Raw genomic sequence first — 25,767 nt, forward strand, 5'->3', positions numbered from 1 at the left:
GTCAGTAGTGATACCACTTCACCTCAAGCATCACTTCGTTCTGCGGCGAGCTCATCTGGCTGAACTCGCGTTGGGCACTAAGGCGCAAACCCAGATTGCGCGACAGCTCCCACTGCTGATTGAGGCTGACGCTGCGGCGTACTTCGCCGTTGGTGAAGTAGTCGCCCTTGGCTTCCAGGCTCAGGTTGCCCAGCGGGTTGCGCCACAGTAAGCCAGTGTTGAAACCAGCAGCGGGAGAGATGAATTCGGCGAAGTCGTTGTTGTGCTCGACGCGCACGGTGCCCAGCGCAAAGCCCAGCACTTCGTCGCCCAATTGCCAGGTACCGCCGCCACCACCGTTGACATGGCTGACAAGGTTTTCATCGCCATGTTTACCGAGTACCCGTTCCAGCCCGCCGGTGACTTGCCATGACCAGGGTTTCAGCAGCTCGGTACGCGGGGTCAGGGAGCGAATGGTGGCCAGGTCCAACTGCTGAACTTGCCAGTCGTTACCTTCGTATTGGCGCACCTTGAGCTGAAGAATCTCGATCTGCGCACCCAGCGGAAAGCCGTAAGCGTTGTCGTTCAGGTCGTGATAGGCCATGCGCAGGCCATATTCGGCGAACGCTTTGTCACCGCGTGTGCCCGCCCCCAGTTGCCAGGTACGTGATTCGTGGCCTTCTTCCGGCAGGCCGGGGCGCGGGATATCCAGCTGTGGCGGCGGGTTCTGATTGATCGCCTGCAGCAACTCGAAACTGCGTTGCGAGCGCTGCGTGTCGCGTTCAAGCCCGTTGGCGCGGTAGCGCTCCAGACGGTAGGCCGCGTCCTGAATCAACGCGCGTCTCTCTTTCGGCTGGGCGAGGTACTCGCTGTTTTGCAGTTGTTTTTGATCGGCGCTGACTTTCAGCACCCACTGTTGTTCGTCGGCATCAAGGGGCTCGGCGCGGCTCAGCAATTCCCGCTCGCGAGAAGGGCGATAGTCGATCTTTTCCACAAGCCCTGCGGCTTTGATCGCCTTGACCGTATCGGTCGGGATCGCAGTCAGCCCGAATTGCTCGGTGAGATTCAGCCCGGGTCGTGCGACCTGCAGCAATTCCAGCAGACGGTACGAGCAGTTTTCGTCGAAGAAGAAATAGCTGAAGCGAATCTGTTTCAATTCCCAGACATGTTCAACCATGCGCCCGGTTTCTTCCGGGGTAAGGTTCAGACGGTATTCCCACAGGTCACGGTTTTCCAGGCTGCGGTATTCCGAGAGCTTTTCCTGATAGGGCACCAGTGCGAACAAGCCCGGATAGCCGCCAGCCAAGCCTTTCCAGGCATACAGAATGCTGTTGTCCATGCCTTCGATGTACGCGCCGAAGTTGATCGCATAGCTGAGTAATGTGGTGTTGTTGGTTTTTGCGCTGGCCGGATCGATGCGCAGTAACGTGTGGCCAAACATCGACGAGGGGCTGTTGAGGTACGCGGCCGGAAAAATCAGTACGGTGCTGTCCGGTGCCACATCCTTGTACCAGGCCTTGAACTCCTTGCAGTCCGGCGTCGGCAGGTCAGTCAGTTGCAACTGGTCGCGCAGCCAGCGGGTGCGTGCCGGGTATACACACTGGGCGTGGGTCTGTTCGTTGGTTACGGGGGCGTATATGGCGTCAAGTGTCGCGCTCAATTCCGCCTTCGGGTCGTGTGCACCGTCCGCAGCGAGAAAGAATTTCGGGTCTGTCACATAGCTGCGCCAACCGCCGAGCTTGCCTGCCTCGTAGTGACCCAGTGAAATCCAGAACGGCTCATTGGCCAATTGCTGCAAACGGTCAGCGGTAGCATGAGGTGCCGCAGACAAGGGGGCACAGACAAACAGCGCCAGCGAGACAAGACGTTTGAGCATAGAGGGCAACTAGTCAAGAGAAGTCAGGAAAGGTGATCCCGCCTTTTGCGATGAAAAGGCGGGCGAACGACTTTAAGCCTGGGTAGCGTACTTGGCCAGAGTCGGATCGTTTTTCAGAACGTTGACGGTGTTGGTGTGAACGTCTTCAGCGGTGGCGTCGGCCTTGCTGAAAATTTGCGAGAAGTGCTCGTGAGTGACCGCAGCGAAGTGCTCACGATCTTCTGGTGCAACGCCCAATACCACAGCGTAGGTAGTCAGTGCTTCGCCCTGACCCATCGCCATGTCCTTGGAAAGTTCATCCATCATGCCGTTCATGGCAAGCCAGGATTTACCGCCGTAAGTCAGTGCGCCATTGGTCGAGCAGCCGTTGGTACCGGAGGTCATGCCGAAGGTGGCGTTACCCGAGGTGCCGTTGGTGGTTGAGGCCAGGAAGTGAGCTGGAGTGCCGCGTTGACCTTCAAACAGCATGTTGCCCCAGCCGCAGTCCGGACCGCCTGGCGCTTGAGCCATAGCGTTGATGGATACAGCGGCGAAGAGCGTTCCAAGAAGAATCCGTTTCATAGCTTTTTCTCTTTTTAGTTCAGCCAAGGGTCGAGTTTCTTGAGTAGTCACATCAAGACAGACGGCCAACCAGCAACCACCTGTGCAGTTTGGAGCTTAGGCGGGTTCCAAGGGTTCCGTGAGCTATTACAGATTATTGCCGAAAATAGAAATTTTCCGGGCAGCGGCCTACGGCTTTAAGGCTGTAAGTGCCTTTCGGTTTTTCCTGCCTTGCAAGTCTTGTACGGCGAGCGCCAGAATGCCGACATCTGCCCCGCCTGATGTAAGGATTACTGATGCCCGATTCTGTCGCAGCCAACCTACGCCTGGCGCCACATGCGCTGACCCGTCCGTTTTCCGCTGAGCAGTTCAGCTTTGCGACCACTAACGAGCTTGAACCCTTTCGCGGTGTACTAGGCCAGGAGCGTGCCGTAGAGGCCTTGCAGTTCGGCGTTGCCATGCCGCGCCCCGGTTACAACGTATTTGTCATGGGTGAACCCGGCACTGGCCGCTTTTCGTTCGTCAAACGCTACCTCAAGGCCGAAGGCAAGCGGATGAAGACGCCTTCGGACTGGGTTTACGTCAATAATTTCGATGAGCCCCGCGAGCCCAAGGCGCTGGAACTGCCACCGGGCACTGCGCATGAATTCACGGCCGACATCGGTGGCCTGATCGATAACCTGTTGGTGACCTTTCCGGCGGTTTTCGAGCACCCGTCCTATCAGCAGAAGAAAAGCTCGATCGACCGTGCGTTCAATCAGCGCTACGACCGCGCACTGGATGTGATCGAGCGCCTGTCGCTGGAAAAGGACATCGCGCTGTATCGCGACAGCTCCAACATCGCCTTCACGCCGATGGCCGATGGCAAGGCGCTGGACGAGGCCGAGTTTTCGCAGTTGCCCGAGGCTGATCGCGAGCGTTTTCACGAAGATATCTCCGCCCTTGAGGAGCGCCTCAACGAAGAGCTGGCCAGCCTGCCGCAGTGGAAGCGTGAGTCGAACAACCAGCTTCGTCAGTTGAACGAAGAAACCATCACGCTGACCTTGCAGCCTTTGTTGGCGCCGCTCTCGGAAAAATACGCCGAGAACGCTGCGGTCTGTGCGTACCTGCAAGCGATGCAGGTATACCTGCTCAAGACCTTGGTCGAGCAACTGGTCGACGATGCCAAGACCGACGCTCAGGCACGCAAGTTACTGGAAGAGCAGTACAGCCCGAGCCTGGTGGTCGGCAATACCCGTGACGGCGGCGCACCGGTGGTTTTCGAGCAGCATCCTACGTATGACAACCTGTTCGGGCGTATCGAATACAGCACTGATCAGGGTGCGCTGTACACCACGTATCGCCAGTTGCGGCCCGGTGCGCTGCATCGCGCCAATGGGGGCTTTCTGATTCTGGAAGCCGAAAAAATGCTCGGCGAGCCGTTCGTCTGGGACGCGCTGAAGCGCACCCTGCAGTCGCGCAAGCTGAAGATGGAATCACCGCTGGGCGAGCTGGGCCGCGTGGCAACCGTGAGCCTGACGCCGCAGGTTATTCCGTGGAACGTCAAGATCATCATCATTGGTTCGCGCTCGCTGTATTACACCCTGCAAGACCTCGATCCTGACTTTCAGGAGATGTTTCGGGTACTGGTCGATTTCGACGAAGAAATTCCGATGGTCGATGAAACGCTCGAGCAATTCGCTCAGTTGCTGAAAACCCGAACGTCAGAAGAGGGCATGGCACCTTTGACCGCCGATGCGGTGGCGCGACTGGCAACCTACAGCGCTCGACTGGCTGAACACCAGGGGCGTTTGTCGGCGCGTATCGGCGATCTGTTCCAGTTGGTCAGCGAGGCAGACTTCATCCGCCAGCTGGCCAGTGACGACAAGACCGACGCCGGGCATATCGAGCGTGCGCTGAAGGCCAAGGCCACGCGCACCGGGCGGGTTTCCGCGCGGATTCTCGATGACATGATGGCGGGTGTGATCCTCATCGACACTGACGGTGCCGCGGTCGGCAAATGCAATGGCCTGACGGTTCTGGAGGTCGGTGATTCGGCGTTTGGCGTGCCGGCGCGTATTTCCGCCACGGTCTATCCGGGTGGCAGCGGGATTGTCGACATCGAGCGCGAGGTCAATCTTGGCCAGCCGATCCACTCCAAGGGCGTGATGATTCTCACCGGCTACCTGGGTAGCCGTTACGCTCAGGAATTCCCGCTGGCGATATCAGCCAGTATTGCGCTTGAGCAATCCTACGGTTACGTGGACGGCGACAGTGCGTCGCTGGGCGAGGCCTGTACGCTGATTTCAGCGTTATCGCGCACACCGCTCAAGCAGTGCTTCGCAATCACCGGTTCCATCAACCAGTTCGGCGAAGTGCAGGCGGTGGGCGGGGTCAACGAGAAAATCGAAGGCTTCTTCCGTCTTTGTGAGGCTCGCGGGCTGACGGGCGAGCAGGGCGCTATCATTCCGCACGCCAACGTCACCACGCTGATGCTGGATGAGCGTGTGGTACAGGCCGTGCGTGACGGGCAATTCCATATCTATGCGGTACGTCAGGCCGATGAGGCCTTGAGCCTGCTGGTCGGCGAGCCTGCCGGTGCGCCTGACGAGAATGGCGAGTTTCCGGAAGGCAGCGTGAATGCACGTGTGGTCGAGCGCTTGCGCGACATCGCGGAAATGCTCAGCGACGAAGACCTCAAGGAAGAGCTGGAGAAGGAGCCAGCCCAGTTACAACCTGAACTGAAGGTCTGACAACGGCGCTAGCCGGGCGGTGCTGAAACCGTCCGGTATTGCGTTCACCAGCGATCCGTTCATCAGGGATATTTCCTGCGGGACGGTTTTCTTCTAATCTTGATCATGACCGCAGTGGCCAATCGGATTGGCGCACATCCTGCTTTGCCAGACGGATGAATACTGTTGCTGATCAGGAGCGCATCATGCAGCGTAGTCTTTGCCTTACCCGAGAATGCATGGGGCTGATGACCCGCATCGAATGTGTCATTCGGCCTCTTCCCCACGATGGTGGACAATGGATGGTGCTCTTCGCAGCCGGCATGGCTGAAGAACAGCCCTCCGCGATCAAATCCCAAGGACCATTCAACGGCCTGCCAGCGGCGCAGGCGGTATTGACGAGCATTATCGAGAGCCTGTCGCTGCATGGTTATCAATGCGCCGATGATGTACCGATATGGACCTTGCATATTCAAGCTGAACTGCGACGTATCAACAGTGGCATGATGGTGTGTGAGCGCTCATCGCTTTTCTAGCCAGTCTGCGCTATGCATGCCGGTCTCCTGACAGTGCATATATGCGCGCTGTGCGATATTTTGTCGCATCTCCAGAGCAGCGCGTTACCGCTGATATACTCGCCCGCTCCTCCAAAACACCTTGCGAGTATCAATGGAACGTTTTTTTGAAAATGCCATGTACGCATCGCGCTGGCTGCTGGCGCCGATCTATTTCGGTCTTTCCCTTGGGCTGCTGGCGTTGTGTCTGAAATTCTTCCAGGAAATCTTTCACGTCATCCCCAACATTTTCTCGCTGGCCGAAGCTGATCTGATTCTGGTGCTGCTGTCGCTGATCGACATGGCGCTGGTGGGTGGTTTGCTGGTGATGGTGATGATTTCCGGCTATGAGAACTTCGTATCGCAGCTGGACATCGATGAGGACAAGGAAAAGCTCAACTGGCTGGGCACCATGGATTCGTCTTCGCTGAAGATGAAAGTGGCGGCCTCCATCGTGGCAATCTCCTCCATACACCTGCTGCGGGTGTTCATGGATGCCACCAACATCAAGCCTGAATACCTGATGTGGTACGTGATTATCCACATGACCTTCGTGATATCCGCGTTTGCGATGGGCTATCTGGACAAGGTCACCAAGCACTAAGGCGACGCGCGATGAAAGGGGCGGGCGTTATCGTTTCTGGCATGTCGGCGCTGTGTGTTGTAAAACGTCCGTTCCGATGCATCAGGCATTTGCGCAGGAGGTTCGATCATGAATTATCAGGAATTTATCGAACACGCCCAGGCCGGGCGGGTCGATGAGCTGAACCTGATCTCCATCGAAGGCGGCATCTATCTGCTGGATGTGCGCATGAATGGCACTTCGGTGATGCTCAAGGACCCGGCAGGCAAGACCCTGCATCTTCGCTCGGTGGAGCATGCGCGGGATTTGCTCAAGGACATACCGGTGGTGCCTTTTTACCTGGTCCATTGTGTGGTGCATGACGAGCTGTGCGGCATGCCGGTCAATGACCGTTCCGAGATGCGCATGCCGATCTCGTTTCATTCCTCCTGGTCCTGATCGCCAGCCGCGTATTGCTGCTGCGGTAGGGGCTGTAGCGGCAATTGTGCTAGGCTGCTCGCCCTTTTGGTTCGGGGCGCATCAGGGTATAGCGTGATTGCCGTTCAGGTATTGCGTGATTACCGACTGCGTGCCCCTCTGCGGAGCAGTGTCATGTCCGAAGTCAATCTGTCCACCGATGAAACCCGCGTCAGCTACGGCATTGGCCGTCAGTTGGGCGACCAGTTGCGCGACAACCCGCCACCGGGTGTCGACCTGGAAGCCATCGTGGCAGGCCTGCGTGATGCATTTGGCGGTCAGCCAAGCCGTGTGGGTCAGGAAGAAATGTCCGCCAGCTTCAAGGTCATCCGTGAAATCATGCAGGCCGAAGCGGCCGCCAAGGCTGAACAGGCTGCGGGTGCCGGCAAGGCTTACCTGGCTGAAAATGCCAAGCGCGAAGGCGTGACCACGCTGGCCTCGGGTCTGCAATTCGAAGTGCTGACCGCTGGCGCTGGCGCCAAGCCAACCCGTGAAGATCAGGTGCGCGTGCACTATCACGGTACGCTGATCGACGGTAACGTCTTTGACAGCTCCTATGATCGTGGCGAGCCTGCGGAATTTCCGGTCAGCGGCGTGATTGCTGGCTGGACCGAGGCGCTGCAACTGATGAACGCTGGCAGCAAATGGCGTCTGCACGTACCGAGCGAGCTGGCTTACGGCGCTCAGGGCGTGGGCAGCATCGCACCGCACAGCGTGCTGGTGTTCGACGTGGAACTGCTCGACGTTCTGTAATCGACCCGGTCGATCCAGAGGGTCGCTGAACGAATCGCGCTGATTCGTTCAGCGGCGGGGTTGTGCTGATGCTCCATGCTCAGTGCAACTCACCCATCGGGCGTAACGCCCGCGCATAGCAGAACAGAAACAGGTTTCTCACCAGCTCCTTGAGCACCAATGGTTCGCTGGAACTCAAGCTGCACACATCCAGATCGCCCTGATCACGTAACTCCTCCAGCGCTTCCTCTTCCAGCACCGCACACACTTCGCCCGTCTCGCGATGAAGAATTCTCAGGTAAGGGTGGGGCCGGTCCAGCCATGCATCGATCAAATAGGTCATGTCTCATCTCCTGTGCAAGTAAGATGAGAATAATTCTTATCGGGATAATAGCAAGGCACTATTGAGATTAATTCTCATTTTGCGCTGAATGGTTGATCCAGGTCAGTGGATGTTCAGGAAGGGTTGGACGCAGAGCGTCCAGAACGGCATGCGACGCAGAGCGTCGCACGATAGTCGCCATTGAGCTTATCGTTCCTCACGCTCCAGCGTGGGAATGCCGTTCCCGACGCTCTGCGTCGCACGATAGTCTGGATTATCAGTGGTGCTCGCGGGTGGCGCGGAATTTCACGTCGGGCCAGCGTTCTTCCATCAGTGCCAGGTTCACGCGGGTAGGGGCGAGGTAGGTCAGGTGACCGCCGCCGTCCACTGCCAGGTTTTCCACAGCCTTGTTCTCAAACTCTTCAAGCTTCTTCTTGTCGGCGCAGTCGATCCAGCGGGCTGACCAGACGGTGATTGGCTCGTAGGCGCACTCGACCTTGTATTCTTCCTTCAGACGGCTGGCGACCACATCGAACTGCAGCACCCCGACGGCGCCGAGGATGATGTCGTTGCTGCGCTGCGGAAAGAACACCTGTGTGGCGCCTTCTTCGGCCAGCTGCTGAAGGCCCTGACGCAGTTGCTTGGATTTGAGCGGGTCCTTCAGGCGCACGCGGCGGAACAGCTCCGGTGCGAAGTGCGGAATACCGGTGAAGCCCAGCGCTTCGCCTTCGGTGAAGGTGTCGCCGATCTGGATGGTGCCGTGGTTGTGCAAACCGATGATGTCACCGGCGTAGGCTTCTTCCAGTTGCTCGCGCTCGGAAGAGAAGAACGTCAGCGCATCACCGATCCGCACGTCCTTGCCCAAGCGCACGTGGCGCATTTTCATGCCCTTGTCGTAACGGCCGGAGCAGATACGCATGAACGCGATGCGGTCGCGGTGCTTGGGGTCCATGTTCGCCTGGATCTTGAACACGAAACCGCTGAATTTCTCTTCGGCCGGTTCGACGGTGCGCTCGTTGGCCACGCGTGCCAGTGGCTTGGGAGCCCAGTTCACCACGGCATCGAGTACATGGTCGACGCCGAAGTTGCCCAGCGCGGTGCCGAAAAACACCGGGGTCAATTGGCCGTCGATGAATTCCTGCTGGTTGAACTCGTGGCAGGCACCCTGCACCAGTTCCAGTTGCTCGACAAAGCGGTCGTACTCGTCACCCAGATGGGCGCGGGCTTCGTCCGAATCGAGTTTCTCGATGATTTTGGTTTCCGTACGCTCGTGGCCATGACCTGCGGTGTAGACAATGATGTAGTCGTCGGCCAGGTGATAGACACCTTTGAAGTCGCGGTAGCAACCAATCGGCCAGGTGATCGGCGCAGCCTTGATCTTGAGGACGGCTTCGATTTCATCAAGCAGCTCGATAGGGTCGCGGATGTCGCGGTCGAGCTTGTTGATGAAACTGACGATAGGCGTGTCGCGCAGGCGGCAGACATCCATCAGCGCAATGGTGCGTGGCTCGACGCCTTTACCGCCGTCGAGGACCATCAGCGCGGAGTCGACTGCCGTCAGGGTGCGATAGGTGTCTTCGGAGAAGTCTTCGTGACCCGGCGTGTCGAGCAGGTTGATCATGTGCTCGCGATACGGAAACTGCATCACGGATGTGGTGATGGAGATACCGCGTTGTTTCTCCATTTCCATCCAGTCGGATGTGGCATGACGGTCGGATTTACGCGACTTGACCGTACCGGCGATAGAAATGGCCTTGCCCATCAGCAGGAGTTTTTCCGTGATGGTGGTTTTACCCGCATCCGGGTGGGAAATAATGGCGAAAGTGCGGCGTTTCGCGACTTCGGCGGCCTGTTGGGTCATGGGAAATCGCCTGAGACGGTATTGAAAAAGGGCGCAGATTATAGCTCAACTCGCGGCAATAACCGAACCGTTCAGACAATAAACGATGGCCAGATAATGTCTCGTGTGGGAACCTTTCAGGTCGTGGAGACGTCCACTCCCCCGTCAAGGCTCGCAACGAAGCCAACGCAAGGGGCTGATTCATCAGCATGTTGGCTTGACGAAGCTGCGCTTATGGCTTGTGTTTTCGCCGAGGTTAAACCCTTACCGGCGACCCACCCGCTGCTCTTCGCGAACGTTATTGCCGGTGTCCTTTGCGGACGCCCTGGTCAACGCGTTCGCCGACTGAAATAAGGAGTCCGCCTGTGGCTAATCGCTATGGCAAGGGGCTATTGGGAGGTGCGGTTGTGATCGCACTCCTGGCCCTGCTGATCCACTGGATCGGCATCAGTACTATCAAGCAATACCAGGATGACCTGCTGTTCTACCTTCAGGCTCACCTGATTCTGGTTCTGGTTTCAATGTTGGCGGCCCTGGTGGTCGGTATCCCCGCAGGCATCGCCCTAAGCCGCCCGAGCATGGTTGGCCGCGCCGAACGTTTCATGCAGATATTCAACATTGGCAACACCGTTCCTCCTCTCGCCGTTCTGGCCATTGCCCTCGGGATACTCGGGATCGGCAGCGGGCCTGCGATCTTCGCGCTGTTCCTCGCCTCTTTGCTGCCCATCGTGCGCAACACCTATGAAGGCCTGAAAAACGTTCAGGGTTCACTCAAGGAAGCCGCTGTCGGTATCGGCATGACGCCGCGTCAGGTGTTGTGGCGTGTCGAGTTGCCTAACGCCGTGCCGATCATCATCGGTGGTGTGCGTGTCGCGCTGGCGATCAATGTCGGGACCGCGCCGCTGGCGTTTCTCATCGGTGCCAATAGCCTGGGCAGCCTGATTTTCCCCGGCATCGCCTTGAACAACCAGCCGCAATTGGTGCTGGGTGCGGCGTGTACCGCTCTGCTGGCGCTGCTGCTTGACGGGCTGGTGGTACTGGCCAGTCGTCTCTGGCTGGAACGCGGTCTGGCTCGCTGAGCGAAGGAATTATCATGAAAAGAATATGTTTGTTTTTAGGTTTGGCCTTGCTGTTTCCGGCATTTGCCCAAGCGGCGGATAAACCCCTTCTACGGGTCGGCGCACGGGTGTTCACTGAACAGACCATGCTTGCCGAGCTGACTGCGCAATACCTGCGAACCAAGAACTACGATGTGCAGATTACCGGCGGTCTTGGCAGCAACCTGGCGCGTAGCGCACAGGAAAGCGGTCAGTTGGATCTGCTCTGGGAATACACCGGTGTATCGCTGGTTGCCTACAACCACATCGATGAAAAACTCGACAGCGCACAGACTTACGCGCGAGTGAAGGAAGTCGATGCCAAGAAAGGCCTGGTCTGGCTTTCGCCGTCGAAATTCAACAACACCTACGCGTTGGCACTGCCGCAAAAAGTGGCTGACAAGTACCCGCAGGTCAACACCATGACCGACCTGACCAAAGTGCTCAAGGACGAAGCCAAAGAGGGTCATGTCGTAGCGCTGGACACCGAGTTTGCCAACCGTTCCGACGGCCTGATCGGTATGGTCAAGCACTACGACATGAATCTCGGTCGTGAAAACACCCGGCAGATGGACGCCGGGCTGGTCTACACCGCGTTGCGCAACGGTCAGGTTTTCGCCGGTCTGGTGTACACCACCGACGGACGTCTCAATGCGTTCAAACTGAAAGTGCTGGAAGACGACAAGCACTACTTCCCTGACTACACCGCAGCGCCGGTGATCCGTCAGGAATATCTGGACAAGCATCCGGACATCGCCACGCTGCTCAAGCCGCTGGCTGACCTGCTGGACAACCAGACCATGATCGACCTCAACGCTCGCGTCGACGTCGGCCATGAAAGCCCCTCCACGGTTGCTGCAGACTTTCTGCGCCAGCACCCATTGAATTAAGGAAGGAGACGATATGAGTTTCTTGAGCGCCTTCTCCCATCTGGACTGGGCACAGGTTCTGCAACTGACCTGGCAGCACATTACGCTGGTGGGCATCGCCGTGACCCTGGCGATTCTCGTCGGCGTGCCGCTGGGCGTGCTGATGACGCGTTTTCCAGCATTGGCAGGCCCGCTGCAAGCCAGCGCCACGGTGCTGCTGACTGTACCGTCGATTGCCCTGTTCGGCCTGCTGTTGCCGTTCTACTCCAAATTCGGCCAGGGCCTTGGCCCGATGCCGGCTATTACCGCAGTGTTTCTCTATTCGCTGCTGCCGATCATGCGTAACACCTACCTGGCGCTGACTGGCGTCGAACCGGGTATTCGCGAGGCCGCCAAAGGCATCGGCATGACCTTCGGCCAGCGCCTGCGCATGGTTGAACTGCCTATCGCCGTACCCGTTATCCTTGCTGGTGTGCGCACCGCCGTGGTGATGAATATTGGTGTCATGACCATCGCCGCGACCATCGGTGCCGGTGGTCTGGGTGTACTCATTCTCGCTTCAATCAGCCGCAGCGATATGTCGATGCTGATCGTCGGCGCGGTACTGGTCAGCATTCTGGCCATCATCGCCGACCTTCTCCTGCAATGGCTGCAACGCACGCTGACTCCAAAAGGATTACTGAAATGATCGAACTCCAGAACCTCTCCAAGACTTTCCAGAGCAACGGCAAAGAAGTGAAGGCTGTCGATTCGGTCAGCCTCACGGTCAACGAAGGCGAAATCTGCGTCTTCCTTGGCCCTTCGGGCTGCGGCAAGAGCACCACGCTGAAAATGATCAACCGCCTGATCATGCCGACCTCCGGCAAAGTGCTGATCAATGGTGAAGACACCACTGATCTGGACGAAGTGACCCTGCGTCGCAACATTGGCTATGTGATTCAGCAGATCGGTCTGTTCCCGAACATGACCATCGAAGAGAACATCGTGGTCGTGCCCAAGCTGCTCGGCTGGGACAAACAGCGTTGCCATGACCGTGCTCGCGAACTGATGAGCATGATCAAGCTGGAGCCCAAGCAGTACCTGCATCGCTACCCGCGTGAACTGTCAGGTGGTCAGCAACAACGTATCGGCGTGATCCGTGCCCTGGCAGCCGACGCGCCCTTGCTGTTGATGGACGAACCGTTCGGTGCGGTCGACCCGATCAACCGCGAGATGATCCAGAACGAGTTCTTCGAGATGCAGCGCGCGCTGAACAAGACCGTGATCATGGTCAGCCACGACATTGATGAAGCCATCAAGCTGGGCGACAAGATTGCCATCTTCCGTGGCGGCAAACTGCTGCAGATCGATCACCCTGACACCTTGCTCGCGCATCCGGCGGACGACTTCGTCAGCAGCTTCGTCGGCCAGGACAGCACCCTCAAGCGCCTGCTGCTGGTCAAGGCCGAAGATGCAGCCGACAACGCGCCATCGGTCAGCCCGGAAACCCCGGTGGCCGATGCGCTGGACGTGATGGACGAAAATGACCGTCGCTACATCGTTGTCACCGACAGCGAGAACAAGGCAATGGGCTACGTACGTCGCCGTGACCTGCATCGCCAGCAGGGCACGTGCGCGCAGTTCCTGCGTGAGTTCAACGCAACCGCCGCTTACGACGAGCACTTGCGCATCCTGCTGTCGCGCATGTACGAGTTCAACCGCGCCTGGCTACCGGTGCTGGATGCCGAGAACGTGTTCCTGGGTGAAGTGACGCAGGAGTCCATTGCGGCTTACCTGAGCTCGGGTCGTTCGCGTGGTATGAAGACCAGTATTGTTTCGCCTGCGGATCAGGTTGCTTCCTGATTTTTGGCATTACCGCCAGTCTTCGTGACTGGCGGTAGCCGTTGCCATCCGTTTCTCCACGTTGCAGTGGCCGTCTTCATCAAATTTCTTGCTACTGATCCTGCCTCCCCGTTTGTTCAACCTGGAAGGGCACGCCTTACCGTCAGTGATCCCGGATGAATGGAGGTCGTTGACGTAAAGTTCGTGCTGCTCTCGCTGCGTTTCTGCCTGTGCAGGCTACTGGCATTTCTGTCAGTAGCACTTTGGGCAGCGGTTGATTTAGTTTCTTCTGACCGAAGCGCAGCGAGGTACTGATGATGAACGAGCTTTGTCGATACAGGTATGACCCTTTGGATCGCCTTGCGAGTCTGACTCCTCTGGCTCAGGCGATGAGGCAGCGGTTCTATGGCGGCCAGCAGTTGACAACCGAAGTGCTTGATGGCGAGCAGCGCACACTTTTTCGCGTGAGAGGAATGCCTCTGGCGCAGCAGACCCTTGCCAATGGAAAGCGCCTTGTTGTTTTGGATGCTGCAGATCAGCAACAAAATGTATTGCATGCGGGCGGTGTTGAGCAGAGGACGGCTATTGCCTACACACCTTATGGTTACAGTGAAAAAGCTGCGAGGAACCCAGAGGTACCGGGCTTCAATGGAGAGCAGATTGACACAGTTACCGGTCACTACCTGCTTGGCAACGGTTACCGGGCCTACAATCCGGTCTTGATGCGCTTCAACAGCCCCGATAGCTTCAGCCCTTTTGGCGAAGGCGGGCTTAATGCCTATGGCTATTGTGCGGGTGATCCGGTGAACCGGAGCGACCCTGGCGGGCATATTTTTCGCGCTATTGGCACACTATTCCAAGGGGTATCAAGGAATACGCGGCTGATGAGAGACGCCGCGGAACAATGGTTACGCGGTTCCAGAGGGCGCGGATTGCCTGCGATCAAAAATAAGCTGTCCGAGGGCATTTTTCGCAAACCAGAGGCCGTTCTTGCCGACATGCCGCCGCACATAAAAGAAATGATTGCGGGTAATTTGTCTGGTCTTGATGCCGCAAGTCTGGCACGCACTTCCAAGGACTTCGAAAGCGTGGTGATGGCTGCATCAGCGCGTCAGTTCAATGCACTGAATATCCCCGACCTTGCTTTTCAACCGTGGTTGAAAAAGCTCGACGAAATCTATCACGGTGAGGTGACGGGTATTGCGCCGATGTTCCCACGTCGCGAAGGTATTCCGTTTTCCTATGTGCAGGCCAAACTGATAAGAGAGCCTCGATTACGATTGCAGCCCGGTCGACTCTTGCGCCTGCAATCGCCCGTTCGGATAACCTACTATCAAACGTCCGCCATGGGTGCTGACGCTGAGGCTCTGGTTCATGAGCAGCGACTTTATATGATGCATAACAGACGTCCAGATTGGCTTTTTTGATTTCTCAACGGATCCTTGCCAACCGGACGCGTTTGTCGGTTTATCAGACACTGAGGAACATCTGCCTGTCATGCAGGTCGGTTAAACAGGTCCTTGGGAAGGCAACTCAAGCGCTCTGTGCAAAAACGCGACATTTTTTGTTGATATCCGGCCCCTCAGGTCCTAAAGTTCGCGCCGAACGTCCATGCTGGAAACGATCCATCCGGCTCAAGTACTGACGACGAGACAGCAAGGCCAGGAAGGCAGCCCTTCAGGGCCTTTTTGCTTTCGGCGACATGCCTTGGGAAGTAGGCGAACCAAAGTGGGGATACGGAGGGCGTTCATTTGCACCCATTTACCAATACCGCTTGCCATCAGGAGTTCCAGCAGCATGTCGATCAATGTCGAAGACTACTATTCAGCCGAAACCTTCAAGAAAATGAAGACGTTCGCTGACAAGCAAGAAACTCCGTTCGTGGTCATTGATACCGCCATCATCAGCAAAGCCTACGACGACCTGCGTGCGGGCTTCGAGTTTGCCAAGGTCTATTACGCTGTCAAAGCCAACCCGGCCGTCGAAGTCATCAATCTGCTCAAGGACAAGGGTTCCAGCTTCGACATCGCGTCGATCTACGAGCTGGACAAGGTCATGAGCTGTGGCGTTGGTCCGGAGCGCATCAGCTACGGCAACACCATCAAGAAATCCAAGGACATTCGCTACTTCTACGAGAAGGGCGTGCGTCTGTTCGCAACCGACTCGGAAGCGGATCTGCGCAACATTGCCAAGGCTGCGCCGGGTGCGAAAGTCTACGTGCGTATTCTGACCGAAGGCTCGACCACCGCCGACTGGCCGCTGTCGCGCAAGTTCGGCTGCCAGACCGACATGGCCATGGACCTGCTGATTCTTGCCCGTGATCTGGGTCTGGTGCCTTACGGCATCTCGTTCCACGTCGGCTCGCAGCAGCGCGACATCAGCGTCTGGGATGCTGCCATCGCCAAGGTCAAAGTGATCTTCGAGCGTCTGAAAGAAGAAGACGGCATCGTTCTGAAGCTGATCAACATGGGCGGCGGCTTCCCGGCCAACTACATCACCCGCACCAACAGCCTGGAAACCTACGCTGAAGAGATCATCCGCTTCCTGAAGGAAGACTTTGGTGACGACCTGCCGGAAATCATTCTGGAGCCAGGCCGTTCGCTGATCTCCAACGCCGGTATTCTGGTCAGCGAAGTGGTACTGGTCGCCCGTAAGTCGCGTACTGCGGTCGAGCGTTGGGTATACACCGACGTGGGCAAGTTCTCCGGTCTGATCGAAACCATGGACGAAGCCATCAAGTTTCCGATCTGGACCGAGAAGAAAGGCGAAATGGAAGAAGTGGTCATTGCAGGCCCGACCTGCGACAGCGCCGACATCATGTACGAGAACTACAAGTACGGTCTGCCACTCAACCTGGCCATCGGTGACCGTATGTACTGGTTGTCGACCGGTGCCTACACCACCAGCTACAGCGCAGTGGAATTCAACGGCTTTCCGCCATTGAAGTCGTTCTATCTGTAAGCGTTGTCCTGATATGAAAACCCGCGAGTGATCGCGGGTTTTTTTTGCGTTTCATCCAGGGTTCAGACAGTCAGATCCTGTCCAGTGTCGAACGCTTCTGAAAGACGCTGAATTTCCCGCACGTTGAATTGATAGCTGTTTGGCTGCCGTTTAACGGCAGGTGCATAAACGCAGGTTGCAAGGACGTACAGGCCATTACCCTTGCAACGTGGGCTTCGGTGGCGTCAGCGAATGCGGTTCAAGTAGCCGATCAACTGTTGGCCCGAGTTGATCAGGCGCATGCTGCGTTGCTTGCCATCGGATGCGCTTGTGGTGTTGACGACCAGAAAGCTGTCCAGAGTGTTTTTGATTTTCTGGTATTGCTCGACATAAGCGGCGCGATGTTCGTCAAAAGCGTTGAAGCATTCAATCAGCTCAATGCGCTGTGCGAGCGCCATTTTTTCCTTGTCCATGCCTGCCAGTTGCTGGGACAGGGCATTGATGCGCTCGCGAAAACCATCACGGCGTTTGATCATCGCGATGAGGTTGATTCCCGCCTCACCCTTTTCCAGGGTCGCCTTCATTTGCTCGAGCGCCAGCATGATCACTGCGAGTTCAGGGGGCTGCATTCCCAGGCTGAGCACCTTGTCTGCAGTGATCAACGTGTCCTTGGCAATACTCGTCGCGCCCTTGCTTTCCAGGGCGTCAATAGCGGTGCTCAGCACTTGACGCTCTTCGTTCAACTTCGCCAGGGTGGTGTGTAAAACGTCGAGTCTGGTGCCTGCGTTTGCCATGTCACCTTGCAGACTCTGCCCAAACTCAGCGGTCTGCTGTCGATCAATACCTTGTGTCATGCCACTCAGAGCACTGGCCAGTTGCTGGGCTATGGCAGTGGCATTGTTCACGAGGCGCTGACACTGAACGTTGATATCTTCCAGCTCCTCGGCATCGATGGGAGTGGCGGAGGGTTGAGCGTACTGCCTCAGCAGGGCGGTCTTCGACTCGATATCGATGATCAGCCGTTCAGCGTGTTCTCCGAGGTGATGTTGTTCAGTGACGGCCAGGGTGTTCAGGCGTGTGAGCTTCTCATAAAGGTTAGGCAGGTCTTGGGTCTTGGCAAACAGAAGGTCTGCCTTTATCAGGCTGTTACGCATGAGGTGAAGACTGCGAGTCATGATGTCGCGGTCGGGTATTTGACCAGCGAAGGCTGTGTCATTGGGCGTGAACGTATTTTTCATTGTCGAGTTATCCATAAATCCGTTTATATTCTTCATCCGCTTCCTTAAACACATTAAGCAAGGCGTCCGAGTCGACTTCGATGGTCTTCCAGGGGTGAACGACTTGTCTGAAGTGATTCATAAATTGCCGTAAGGACAAGGCATCGTTTATCTCGGACGCCGATACCGCAGACGCCTCAATAAACAAAAACAGTTTGTTCCATACGGTAATCAGGTTTTTAGTCGCCACGTCGGCATCGACCACAATCGTTGCCAGGTTCTGCAAGTTAAACTTTACCCTGCTCAATGAGCCCAGAATAGTGTTCTTGTCTTGCAAGGTTTCTATGTCGGCGGTTTGTTGCGTCATTAATTCATTGCGTGCGGCCCTGACATTTTCAGCTTCTACGCCGAAATAAATGCCCAATGCCAAGCCCACAATGTTCAAGCTACTGACCGAATTCAACGATTGTTGTACCACCGCCTTGTATTCTTTGTTCTTTTCATCGATGTCCTTTGCGCGCTGTTCGATATCCAGGTTCAGCTTCGCCACGTCGGCCGGCAGTGAACTGTTGTCGATGGCAACCATTTTGCGCTGTATCTCGGGCCCGACATGCAGCGACAGGTCCAGGCCAAACTGATCCAGTTCCTTCTTGATGGTTTGGGCATCGGCCAGATTGGCTGCAATCAGGTCCAGTATATCGGTGAGGTGGGAGCCGATTTCCTGGGTGATCTCCTTATCGTTTTCATCCAGCTCGATGCCCGGGAAGTCCTTGCCCAGTTCAAGACTCAAGCGCGTTACATCCTCCAGTGTCTTGATCTGGTGATGGTCAACGATTTTCCCGGCCCTGACGTCGCCGTTGATCTCCTCCATGCTCTGGCCGTACACCAGCATCTTGCCTGCGAAGACCTTCAGTTTGCTGCCGATGCCCAGAAGGTCGGTGCGCAGAGGACTCCAGCGACGCGCATGCCGGTGGATAAGGTTGAAACTTTTCAGGAAGTCTTCAGGTTCAAGCCCTGCACCGGCGCCTTTTGAATAGCCGAGATAAACAATGACGTCCTCCAGCTCAACGGGCAGGGCGAGGCCCGCCAATTCATATTTCTTGAGATTGATAATCTGCTCTTTGGTCAGAATCAAACCGGGTGCACGGGTGACGTGCTTATCATTGGCAGACGACATCGTACTGAACAGTTCGGCCGTTTTTATCGCCTCATCCGCCTTGAGGTCTCCGGATAAAGGTAACGCCTGCATGACGTTGTAAAACATTGGGTTCATGGGTATGTCCTTATTTCCACTGGGAGAACAGATGTTGATCTCCTCAACATGTTAATGTTCTCGTGTTGAAAAAGGTTAGTGTTTTAAGGGTGAGGGCGTCAAAGCATAAACATGGATTAAAGATGTAAGATAAATGACTCTTTACAGTCAGTCTGCCGTGGGCGGCTGCCCTTTTTTACAGAGGTGGTATATGTATAAATTCAATGCTTTTTAATAAAGATGTTTTGTTCCCGTCAGCGGCACGAATGAACAGGGAAACCCACGTTACCTCGATTTTAAGATGAGAATGCGTCGCGGTTGGAGCATACTGCGCGCCGCAGCCTGCAGAGGGGGAGAGCGTCGGCGTTGAAGAAAGTCCTGTTTCAACTGCACTGGTTCTTTGGGATCACGGCAGGTCTGGTGCTGACCCTCATGGGGATTACCGGCGCGCTGTATTCGTTCGAAGACGAAATTCTTGATGTTCTGAACCCAGACGTTCTGCTCGTGCAGGAGCGTACGGCTACCTTGCCACCGATTGAGCTTGTTCACAGGCTGGAGGCAGCGACCGGGCTGACCGTCGCTATGCTGCGTGTCGATACGCTGGGCAATCGTGCCGCTCAGGTGTATTTCACCCCGGAGCCGGGCGAACGGCGCGGTCCCAAACGCAATTTCGATCCCTATACCGGCGAGCTGAAAGGCGATGCTGTAGGTGAGGGCTTTTTCGACTTTGTCCTGCAACTGCATCGTTATCTGGCAGCAGGTGAGGTGGGTAAACAGATCACTGCGGCCTGCACACTGGTTCTGGTGTTCTTCTGCCTGTCCGGGCTCTACCTGCGCTGGCCTCGCAACGCGCTGAACTGGCGTGTCTGGCTGACGATGGACTGGGCTAAAAAGGGCCGCAGTTTCAACTGGGACCTGCATTCGGTGTTTGGTACCTGGTGCCTGTTGTTCTACCTGCTGTTCGCGATCACGGGCCTTAACTGGTCTTATGACTGGGTGAGCAATGGTCTGAACAGGCTGCTGGGAGATTCGCTGCCTGTACAGCGCAAAGCCCCTGTGGCCCCTTCCAGCCAATCCGAGCCGTTGCTGGTTGATTACGCTGCCATCTGGGACAGTGTGCAGAAAACCGCCGGGCCTGAACTACGTGCTTATAACTTGCGTTTGCCTGCTTCTGGCGGCCAACCGGCCACGGTGTTCTACCTGCTCAAGGACTCACCTCATCCACGGGCCTTGAACAGCATCACGCTTGACCCGGCCAACGGTCAAGTCAGCTCGGTTTCACGCTATGCAGAGCGCAGTTTCGGCGCGCAATTGCTGGCCAGCAACTATGCGCTGCACGTTGGTAGCTATTTCGGCCTCGTCGGCCGGCTCATCATGACGGCTGCATCGTTGATGATGCCGCTGTTCTTTATCACTGGCTGGTTGTTGTACCTGGATCGACGTCGCAAGCAGCGCGCTGTCAGAAGTGCGCGCGGCGAGGTTCAGAGTGAATGGGCAGATGATGCTGCTTCCTGGCTGATAGGTTTCGCCAGCCAGAGCGGTTTTGCCGAGCAGTTGGCCTGGCAGGCTGCTGGCCAGTTGCAGGCTTCAGGAGTGTCTGTGCGCGTGAAGCGGCTGGGCGATTTGACCGAAGAGGATTTCAGTCAGAGTCGTAAGGCGCTGTTCGTCGTCAGCACCTTTGGTGAGGGCGAGGCGCCCGATAGCGCGCGAGGTTTCGAGCGTAAGTTGCTGGGCCGTCCGTTGGAACTGAAGCAGCTCGAATACGCCGTTCTGGCCCTGGGCGATCGTCAATACCCGCATTTCTGCGGTTTTGCCCATCGTTTGCATGGCTGGTTGGCTGAGCGTGGCGGGCGCACGTTGTTCCCGCCTGTTGAAGTGGACAGCGCTGATCCAGCAGCCCTGCAACACTGGCAGCAGCAGCTGGGACAATTGACTGGCTCCGTGCCTTCAACGCACTGGCAGGCACCGGTGTTCGAGAACTGGACGCTGGCGCGGCGCGAGCATTTGAACCCGGGCAGCAGTGGTTCGAAGGTTTACCTGCTGGACCTGACAGCGTCGACGTCAGCGAGCTGGCAGGCGGGGGATCTGGTCGAGGTGATGCCGCGCAATGCGGCACAGGTCATTGAACCCTTTCTCGCCGGGCTGGGTGTCGATCCTGCCACGCCGGTAGCCGTGGATGGCTTGCAGGAGCCGCTCAGTCAGGCGCTGGCAACCCGCCAACTGCCGAACAATCGTGCGCATCTGGTGGGCCTGCACGCGCAGGCGCTGATCGACGCGCTGGCGCCGGTATCTGCTCGTGAATATTCGATCGCTTCGATTCCGGAAGACGGACGTCTGCAACTCATCGTGCGTCAGGAAGTTCATCCTGACGGCAGTCTGGGGCTGGGCTCCGGCTGGCTGACCACCCATGCCGACCTCGACGGCGCGATCAGTCTGCGTTTGCGCCGCAACAGCAGTTTTCATTTGCCTGTCGATTCCGTCCCGCTGATCCTGCTGGGCAATGGTACGGGGCTGGCCGGTTTGCGCAGTCTGCTCAAGTCTCGCATCGCTCAAGGGCAGATGCGCAACTGGCTGCTATTCGGCGAACGTAACCGCGCCCACGATTTTCATTGTGGTAACGAACTGGAGGACTGGCTGGAGGCTGGTCATCTGAATCGACTGGATCTTGCCTTCTCACGTGACCAGGCTGAGAAAATCTACGTGCAGGATCGCTTGCGTGATGCGGCTGATGAACTGCGAAAATGGCTGGACGACGGTGCCGCGATCTATATTTGTGGCAGCCTGCTCGGTATGGCGGCGGGGGTGGATCAGGTGTTGAAGGATGTGCTGGGAGAGCAGAGAGTCAGTGAGCTGATCGAGCAAGGACGTTATCGGCGGGATGTGTATTGATCGGCGTGCCGATACGAAAGTCTTTGAGAAAGATTGGACGCGGAGCGTCCAGAACTGCGTGCCCACGCTGGAGCGTGGGCACGATAGTCTTCTAGCTTCTAGCTTCTAGCTTCTAGCTTCTAGCTTCTAGCTTCAGCCTATGCCGCTACAAATTGCTCGGCATAGTGGCAGGCCACCTGGCGGTTATCCACCAGGCGCAGTTCCGGTACGTCTGTTGCGCAACGTTCGGTCGCGTAAGGGCAGCGCTTGTGGAAAGCGCAGCCGCTTGGCGGGTTGAGCGGGTTGGGCAGCTCGCCGACGATCTTGATCTTCGGTTTGAGCGGGTCCGGGTGGATGGTCGGGGTCGCTGACAACAGTGCCTGAGTGTAAGGGTGCAGCGGACGGTTATAGATCTCTTCCTTGGGACCCATTTCCGCTGGCCGCCCCAGGTACATCACCAAGACCGTATCGGCGACATGACGCACCACCGAAAGGTTGTGGGAGATGAACACGTAGGCGGTATTGAATTCCTGCTGCAAATCCATGAACAGGTTCAGCACCTGTGCCTGAATCGACACGTCCAGCGCCGAAGTCGGTTCGTCCGCGACCAGCACTTTGGGCTGTAGCATCATCGCCCGGGCCAGCGCGATACGCTGACGCTGACCGCCGGAAAACATATGCGGGTAGCGCTGATAGTGCTCGGGGCGCAAACCGACCTGAGCCATCATCGCCTGCACTTTTTCCCGACGTTCTGCTGCCGACAGTTTGGTGTTGATCAACAGCGGCTCGCCGAGCTGGTCACCGACTTTCTGGCGTGGGTTGAGCGACGCGTAAGGGCTCTGGAATACCATCTGTACGTCTTTGCGCAACTGCTTGCGCTCGGACTTGCTGGCACCGGTCACTTCCTGGCCAGCGATTTTCAGCGAACCCGATGAAGGTTCTTCAATCAGTGTCAGCGCGCGGGCCAGCGTCGACTTGCCACAGCCGGACTCGCCGACCACAGCCAGGGTCTTGCCGGCTTCCAGTTCGAAGGACACACCGTTAAGCGCGCGCACCAGCGCTGTGCCTTTGAACAGGCCTCGGGAGACTTCGTAGTGACGGGTAAGGTCGCGGGCGGTAAGTACGACGCTCATTACGCCACCTCCTGATTCAAGGGATAGAAGCAGCGCGCCAGGCTATGGGCCTTGGGGTCCAGGCCAGGACGTTCGGTCCGGCAGTTGTCGCGCACATACGGGCAGCGCGGTGAAAGCAGGCAACCCTGTGGCCGGTCATAGCGACCCGGAACCATGCCCGGCAGCGTGGCGAGGCGTTCGGCGCCCATGCTGTGCTCGGGAATAGCAGCCAGCAAGGCTTCGCTGTACGGGTGGGCAGGGACCTCGAACAGACCGGGCACCTGACCGACTTCCACGGCCTGACCGGCATACATCACACAGACGCGCTGTGCGGTTTCAGCCACTACCGCCAGGTCGTGAGTGATCAGCACCAGCGCCATGTCCTGCTCTTTTTGCAGGCTCAGCAACAGCTCCATGATCTGCGCCTGAATGGTCACGTCCAGCGCGGTGGTCGGTTCGTCGGCGATCAGCAGCTTGGGTTCGCCGGCGATGGCCATGGCAATTGCTACACGCTGACTCATGCCGCCCGACAGTTGATGCGGGTAGGCATTCAGGCGCGCAGCCGCGCCAGGGATTTCGACCTTTTCCAGCAGTTCCAGCGCGCGCTGGCGTGCCGCCTTGCCCGACATGTTCAGGTGCTGGCGCAGCACTTCCTCGATCTGGAAGCCCACGGTGTAACTGGGGTTCAGCGCGGTCATCGGGTCCTGGAAAACCATCGCCAGGTCTTTGCCGATGATGCGACGACGCTGCCGTGCGTTCAGCTTGAGCAGGTCCTTGCCGTCGAAGTTGAGCGCGTCGGCGGTGATGATGCCGGGTGAATCGATCAGCCCCATCAGCGCCATCATGGTCACGGATTTACCGGACCCCGATTCGCCAACAATGGCCAATACTTCGCCTTTTTCGACGCTCAGGGACAGGCCGTCCACAACAGGTACGGCTTTGGCGTCGCCGAAGCGGACGTTGAGATTCTTGATTTCAAGAAGTGACATGCGAATCTCCTCAGGCGGCGTTCTTGAGTTTCGGGTCCAGCGCATCGCGCAGACCGTCGCCCATCAGGTTGATTGCCAGCACGCTGAGCAAAATGGTCAGACCGGGCAGGCTGACGACCCACCAGGCACGTTCGATGTAGTCGCGCGCCGAGGCGAGCATGGTGCCCCACTCAGGCGTCGGTGGCTGTACGCCAAGGCCCAGAAAGCCCAGCGCTGCGGCGTCGAGAATGGCCGAGGAAAAACTCAGCGTTGCCTGAACGATCAGCGGTGCCATGCAGTTGGGCAGCACGGTGATGAACATCAGGCGTGGCAGGGTGGCACCGGCCAGACGCGCAGCCGTCACGTAGTCACGGTTCAGCTCGCCCATTACCGCTGCGCGGGTCAGACGTACGTAGGACGGCAGCGACACGATGGCGATGGCGATCACGGTGTTGATCAGGCCAGGGCCGAGAATTGCCACGATGGCTACAGCCAGCAGCAGCGATGGCAGGGCCAGCATGATGTCCATCAGGCGCATGACCGAAGGGCCCAGCACGCGCGGGAAGAAGCCCGCCAGCAAGCCCAGCAGGATGCCCGGGATCAGCGACATGACCACCGATGCCAGACCGATCAGCAGCGACAGGCGCGAACCCTGGATCAGACGCGACAACAGATCGCGGCCCAGTTCGTCGGTGCCGAGGATGAATTGCCATTGACCGCCTTCAAGCCACACCGGAGGTGTCAGCAGGAAGTCACGGTATTGCTCGCTCGGGTCATGTGGCGCAACCCACGGGGCGAACAGGGCGCAGAACACGATCAGGATCATGAACAGCAGGCCGGCAACCGCGCCTTTGTTTTTCGAGAACGCTTGCCAGAATTCTTTGTACGGGGATGGGTAAAGCAGGCTTTGATCGACTGCTACCGCAGGAGTAGGGGTGCTCATATCGATGATCTCAGCGCTGATGACGGATGCGTGGGTTGGCAAAGCCGTAGAGGATATCCACCACGAAGTTGACCAGGATCACCAGACAGGCGATCAGCAGAATGCCGTTTTGCACGACCGGATAATCCCGGGCACCGATGGCTTCGATCAGCCACTTGCCGATACCGGGCCAAGAGAAGATCGTTTCGGTCAGTACCGCACCGGCCAGCAATGTGCCGATTTGCAGGCCGAATACGGTCAGCACTGGAATCAGCGCGTTGCGCAGGCCGTGAACGAATACCACGCGCGCTGGCGACAGGCCTTTGGCCCGTGCAGTACGCACGTAGTCTTCACGCAGTACTTCGAGCATCGAAGAGCGGGTCATCCGGGCGATTACCGCCAGCGGGATGGTGCCCAGCACGATGGCCGGAAGAATCAGGTGATGCAACGCATCGAGAAACGCGCCTTGTTCGTCACTGAGCAAGGTGTCGATCAGCATGAAGCCGGTGACCGGCGGAATGTCGTACAGCAGGTCGATCCGCCCGGATACCGGCGTCCAGCCCAGTGATACCGAGAAGAACATGATAAGGATCAGGCCCCACCAGAAGATCGGCATGGAGTAGCCCGCCAGGGAAATCCCCATGACCCCATGGTCGAACAGGGACCCTCGCTTGAGTGCGGCGATGACCCCGGCCAGCAAGCCGAGAATACCCGCAAAAATCAGTGCCGCCAGCGACAACTCCAGGGTTGCCGGGAACAGCGAGGTGAATTCGCTCCAGACACTGGTGCGCGTACGCAGCGATTCACCGAGGTCGCCGTGGGCGAGCTTGCCGATGTAATCGATGTACTGGGCATACAGTGGCTTATTCAGACCAAGACGTTCCATGGCCTGAGCGTGCATTTCCGGATCGACCCGGCGCTCACCCATCATGACTTCGACCGGGTCGCCCGGAATCAGGCGAATCAGGGCGAAGGTCAATAAGGTGATGCCGAAGAAAGTGGGTATCAGCAACCCCACTCGGCGGGCGATAAAACTAAACATCTTGGTGTGTACCTCATCAGCCGGTTAGGCGTGCTCCGGCGAGTCTCGGGTTATGAGCTCGCCGGA

The 25,767-nt window shown here is 57.5% G+C and carries 22 protein-coding genes; 12 read left to right on the forward strand and 10 right to left on the reverse strand.

What is annotated here, in order from left to right:
• Position 1: 1 nt before the first annotated feature.
• Positions 2-1,855: a DUF4105 domain-containing protein gene (locus RYA97_RS06170; protein ID WP_005745344.1), complete on the reverse strand. Its 1,854-nt coding sequence runs from the start codon at positions 1,853-1,855 to the stop codon at positions 2-4.
• 72 nt (positions 1,856-1,927) lie between these two features.
• The gene (locus RYA97_RS06175; RefSeq protein ID WP_002555221.1) at positions 1,928-2,416 is read right to left on the reverse strand and encodes a DUF3015 domain-containing protein; all 489 of its coding nucleotides are present in this window, start codon (positions 2,414-2,416) and stop codon (positions 1,928-1,930) included.
• A gap of 275 nt (positions 2,417-2,691) precedes the next feature.
• Between RYA97_RS06175 and RYA97_RS06180 the strand changes: the two genes are divergently transcribed.
• The 5 genes from RYA97_RS06180 to RYA97_RS06200 all read left to right on the forward strand — a co-directional run bounded on the left by RYA97_RS06180 (position 2,692) and on the right by RYA97_RS06200 (position 7,452).
• Positions 2,692-5,127, forward strand: a complete 2,436-nt coding sequence (locus RYA97_RS06180) for a Lon protease family protein (protein WP_005733673.1) — start codon at positions 2,692-2,694, stop codon at positions 5,125-5,127.
• A gap of 185 nt (positions 5,128-5,312) precedes the next feature.
• Positions 5,313-5,642: a hypothetical protein gene (locus RYA97_RS06185; RefSeq protein ID WP_002555218.1), complete on the forward strand. Its 330-nt coding sequence runs from the start codon at positions 5,313-5,315 to the stop codon at positions 5,640-5,642.
• A gap of 133 nt (positions 5,643-5,775) precedes the next feature.
• Positions 5,776-6,264 (forward strand): TIGR00645 family protein, encoded by a 489-nt coding sequence (locus RYA97_RS06190; RefSeq protein WP_003313787.1) that lies wholly within the window; start codon positions 5,776-5,778, stop codon positions 6,262-6,264.
• A gap of 108 nt (positions 6,265-6,372) precedes the next feature.
• Entirely contained in the window at positions 6,373-6,681 is a 309-nt protein-coding gene (locus RYA97_RS06195) for a DUF6482 family protein (protein WP_005780828.1), read from the forward strand.
• 153 nt (positions 6,682-6,834) lie between these two features.
• Positions 6,835-7,452, forward strand: a complete 618-nt coding sequence (locus tag RYA97_RS06200; protein ID WP_004655498.1) for an FKBP-type peptidyl-prolyl cis-trans isomerase — start codon at positions 6,835-6,837, stop codon at positions 7,450-7,452.
• A 79-nt stretch (positions 7,453-7,531) separates the two neighbouring features.
• Here RYA97_RS06200 and RYA97_RS06205 read toward each other — a convergent pair whose 3' ends face one another.
• Positions 7,532-7,774: a hypothetical protein gene (locus RYA97_RS06205; RefSeq protein WP_002555214.1), complete on the reverse strand. Its 243-nt coding sequence runs from the start codon at positions 7,772-7,774 to the stop codon at positions 7,532-7,534.
• Positions 7,775-8,030: 256 nt separating this feature from the next.
• A complete protein-coding gene (locus RYA97_RS06210) occupies positions 8,031-9,614 on the reverse strand; it encodes a peptide chain release factor 3 (RefSeq protein ID WP_002555213.1) in 1,584 nt (527 codons plus the stop codon).
• A gap of 344 nt (positions 9,615-9,958) precedes the next feature.
• Between RYA97_RS06210 and RYA97_RS06215 the strand changes: the two genes are divergently transcribed.
• The 6 genes from RYA97_RS06215 (at position 9,959) to RYA97_RS06240 (ending at position 16,341) form a co-directional block, all read left to right on the forward strand.
• Entirely contained in the window at positions 9,959-10,672 is a 714-nt protein-coding gene (locus tag RYA97_RS06215) for an ABC transporter permease (RefSeq protein ID WP_005745342.1), read from the forward strand.
• Between the two features lie 14 nt (positions 10,673-10,686).
• Positions 10,687-11,580 carry a glycine betaine ABC transporter substrate-binding protein gene (locus RYA97_RS06220; protein WP_005745340.1) on the forward strand — a complete coding sequence of 298 codons (894 nt, stop codon included), beginning with the start codon at positions 10,687-10,689 and terminating at the stop codon, positions 11,578-11,580.
• 13 nt (positions 11,581-11,593) lie between these two features.
• A complete protein-coding gene (locus tag RYA97_RS06225) occupies positions 11,594-12,247 on the forward strand; it encodes an ABC transporter permease (protein ID WP_005745339.1) in 654 nt (217 codons plus the stop codon).
• Positions 12,244-13,401: a betaine/proline/choline family ABC transporter ATP-binding protein gene (locus RYA97_RS06230; RefSeq protein ID WP_005745338.1), complete on the forward strand. Its 1,158-nt coding sequence runs from the start codon at positions 12,244-12,246 to the stop codon at positions 13,399-13,401. Before RYA97_RS06225 ends, RYA97_RS06230 begins: the two co-directional genes overlap by 4 nt.
• A gap of 296 nt (positions 13,402-13,697) precedes the next feature.
• Entirely contained in the window at positions 13,698-14,807 is a 1,110-nt protein-coding gene (locus RYA97_RS06235) for an RHS repeat-associated core domain-containing protein (RefSeq protein ID WP_010193061.1), read from the forward strand.
• A gap of 370 nt (positions 14,808-15,177) precedes the next feature.
• Complete coding sequence (locus RYA97_RS06240) at positions 15,178-16,341, forward strand: type III PLP-dependent enzyme (protein WP_005745335.1); 1,164 nt, start codon at positions 15,178-15,180, stop codon at positions 16,339-16,341.
• A gap of 224 nt (positions 16,342-16,565) precedes the next feature.
• On the opposite strand, the gene RYA97_RS06245 is transcribed toward RYA97_RS06240, so the two are convergent.
• Together RYA97_RS06245 and RYA97_RS06250 are read right to left on the reverse strand one after the other, a co-directional pair.
• Complete coding sequence (locus RYA97_RS06245; protein ID WP_005745334.1) at positions 16,566-17,558, reverse strand: alpha-xenorhabdolysin family binary toxin subunit B; 993 nt, start codon at positions 17,556-17,558, stop codon at positions 16,566-16,568.
• Positions 17,559-17,565: 7 nt separating this feature from the next.
• The gene (locus tag RYA97_RS06250; RefSeq protein ID WP_005780838.1) at positions 17,566-18,810 is read right to left on the reverse strand and encodes an alpha-xenorhabdolysin family binary toxin subunit A; all 1,245 of its coding nucleotides are present in this window, start codon (positions 18,808-18,810) and stop codon (positions 17,566-17,568) included.
• A 345-nt stretch (positions 18,811-19,155) separates the two neighbouring features.
• On the opposite strand from RYA97_RS06250, the gene RYA97_RS06255 reads away from it, so the two are divergent.
• Entirely contained in the window at positions 19,156-21,678 is a 2,523-nt protein-coding gene (locus RYA97_RS06255; protein ID WP_316892012.1) for a sulfite reductase flavoprotein subunit alpha, read from the forward strand.
• Between the two features lie 137 nt (positions 21,679-21,815).
• Here RYA97_RS06255 and RYA97_RS06260 read toward each other — a convergent pair whose 3' ends face one another.
• From RYA97_RS06260 to RYA97_RS06275, 4 genes are read right to left on the reverse strand one after another with little or no spacing between them, the layout of a single operon-like run.
• A complete protein-coding gene (locus RYA97_RS06260; RefSeq protein ID WP_003379694.1) occupies positions 21,816-22,790 on the reverse strand; it encodes a peptide ABC transporter ATP-binding protein in 975 nt (324 codons plus the stop codon).
• Positions 22,790-23,758 (reverse strand): ABC transporter ATP-binding protein, encoded by a 969-nt coding sequence (locus RYA97_RS06265; protein WP_002555195.1) that lies wholly within the window; start codon positions 23,756-23,758, stop codon positions 22,790-22,792. Before RYA97_RS06265 ends, RYA97_RS06260 begins: the two co-directional genes overlap by 1 nt.
• Positions 23,759-23,768: 10 nt before the next feature.
• Positions 23,769-24,680 carry an ABC transporter permease subunit gene (locus tag RYA97_RS06270; RefSeq protein WP_002555194.1) on the reverse strand — a complete coding sequence of 304 codons (912 nt, stop codon included), beginning with the start codon at positions 24,678-24,680 and terminating at the stop codon, positions 23,769-23,771.
• A 10-nt stretch (positions 24,681-24,690) separates the two neighbouring features.
• On the reverse strand, positions 24,691-25,701 hold the full coding sequence (locus tag RYA97_RS06275; protein WP_002555193.1) for an ABC transporter permease subunit: 1,011 nt from the start codon (positions 25,699-25,701) through the stop codon (positions 24,691-24,693).
• Positions 25,702-25,767 lie beyond the last annotated feature (66 nt).

It is taken from the genome of Pseudomonas syringae group sp. 26L6, assembly GCF_032587815.1.
Taxonomy (GTDB): Bacteria; Pseudomonadota; Gammaproteobacteria; order Pseudomonadales; family Pseudomonadaceae; genus Aquipseudomonas; species Aquipseudomonas amygdali.

What these genes read in the sequence shown, in the direction of transcription:
- RYA97_RS06170 (WP_005745344.1), bottom strand. Translation starts at nt 1,855, where the DNA reads ATGCTCAAACGTCTTGTCTCGCTGGCGCTGTTTGTCTGTGCCCCCTTG.
- RYA97_RS06175 (WP_002555221.1), bottom strand. Translation starts at nt 2,416, where the DNA reads ATGAAACGGATTCTTCTTGGAACGCTCTTCGCCGCTGTATCCATCAAC.
- RYA97_RS06180 (WP_005733673.1), top strand. Translation starts at nt 2,692, where the DNA reads ATGCCCGATTCTGTCGCAGCCAACCTACGCCTGGCGCCACATGCGCTG.
- RYA97_RS06185 (WP_002555218.1), top strand. Translation starts at nt 5,313, where the DNA reads ATGCAGCGTAGTCTTTGCCTTACCCGAGAATGCATGGGGCTGATGACC.
- RYA97_RS06190 (WP_003313787.1), top strand. Translation starts at nt 5,776, where the DNA reads ATGGAACGTTTTTTTGAAAATGCCATGTACGCATCGCGCTGGCTGCTG.
- RYA97_RS06195 (WP_005780828.1), top strand. Translation starts at nt 6,373, where the DNA reads ATGAATTATCAGGAATTTATCGAACACGCCCAGGCCGGGCGGGTCGAT.
- RYA97_RS06200 (WP_004655498.1), top strand. Translation starts at nt 6,835, where the DNA reads ATGTCCGAAGTCAATCTGTCCACCGATGAAACCCGCGTCAGCTACGGC.
- RYA97_RS06205 (WP_002555214.1), bottom strand. Translation starts at nt 7,774, where the DNA reads ATGACCTATTTGATCGATGCATGGCTGGACCGGCCCCACCCTTACCTG.
- RYA97_RS06210 (WP_002555213.1), bottom strand. Translation starts at nt 9,614, where the DNA reads ATGACCCAACAGGCCGCCGAAGTCGCGAAACGCCGCACTTTCGCCATT.
- RYA97_RS06220 (WP_005745340.1), top strand. Translation starts at nt 10,687, where the DNA reads ATGAAAAGAATATGTTTGTTTTTAGGTTTGGCCTTGCTGTTTCCGGCA.
- RYA97_RS06225 (WP_005745339.1), top strand. Translation starts at nt 11,594, where the DNA reads ATGAGTTTCTTGAGCGCCTTCTCCCATCTGGACTGGGCACAGGTTCTG.
- RYA97_RS06230 (WP_005745338.1), top strand. Translation starts at nt 12,244, where the DNA reads ATGATCGAACTCCAGAACCTCTCCAAGACTTTCCAGAGCAACGGCAAA.
- RYA97_RS06235 (WP_010193061.1), top strand. Translation starts at nt 13,698, where the DNA reads ATGAACGAGCTTTGTCGATACAGGTATGACCCTTTGGATCGCCTTGCG.
- RYA97_RS06240 (WP_005745335.1), top strand. Translation starts at nt 15,178, where the DNA reads ATGTCGATCAATGTCGAAGACTACTATTCAGCCGAAACCTTCAAGAAA.
- RYA97_RS06245 (WP_005745334.1), bottom strand. Translation starts at nt 17,558, where the DNA reads ATGAAAAATACGTTCACGCCCAATGACACAGCCTTCGCTGGTCAAATA.
- RYA97_RS06250 (WP_005780838.1), bottom strand. Translation starts at nt 18,810, where the DNA reads ATGAACCCAATGTTTTACAACGTCATGCAGGCGTTACCTTTATCCGGA.
- RYA97_RS06260 (WP_003379694.1), bottom strand. Translation starts at nt 22,790, where the DNA reads ATGAGCGTCGTACTTACCGCCCGCGACCTTACCCGTCACTACGAAGTC.
- RYA97_RS06265 (WP_002555195.1), bottom strand. Translation starts at nt 23,758, where the DNA reads ATGTCACTTCTTGAAATCAAGAATCTCAACGTCCGCTTCGGCGACGCC.
- RYA97_RS06270 (WP_002555194.1), bottom strand. Translation starts at nt 24,680, where the DNA reads ATGAGCACCCCTACTCCTGCGGTAGCAGTCGATCAAAGCCTGCTTTAC.
- RYA97_RS06275 (WP_002555193.1), bottom strand. Translation starts at nt 25,701, where the DNA reads ATGTTTAGTTTTATCGCCCGCCGAGTGGGGTTGCTGATACCCACTTTC.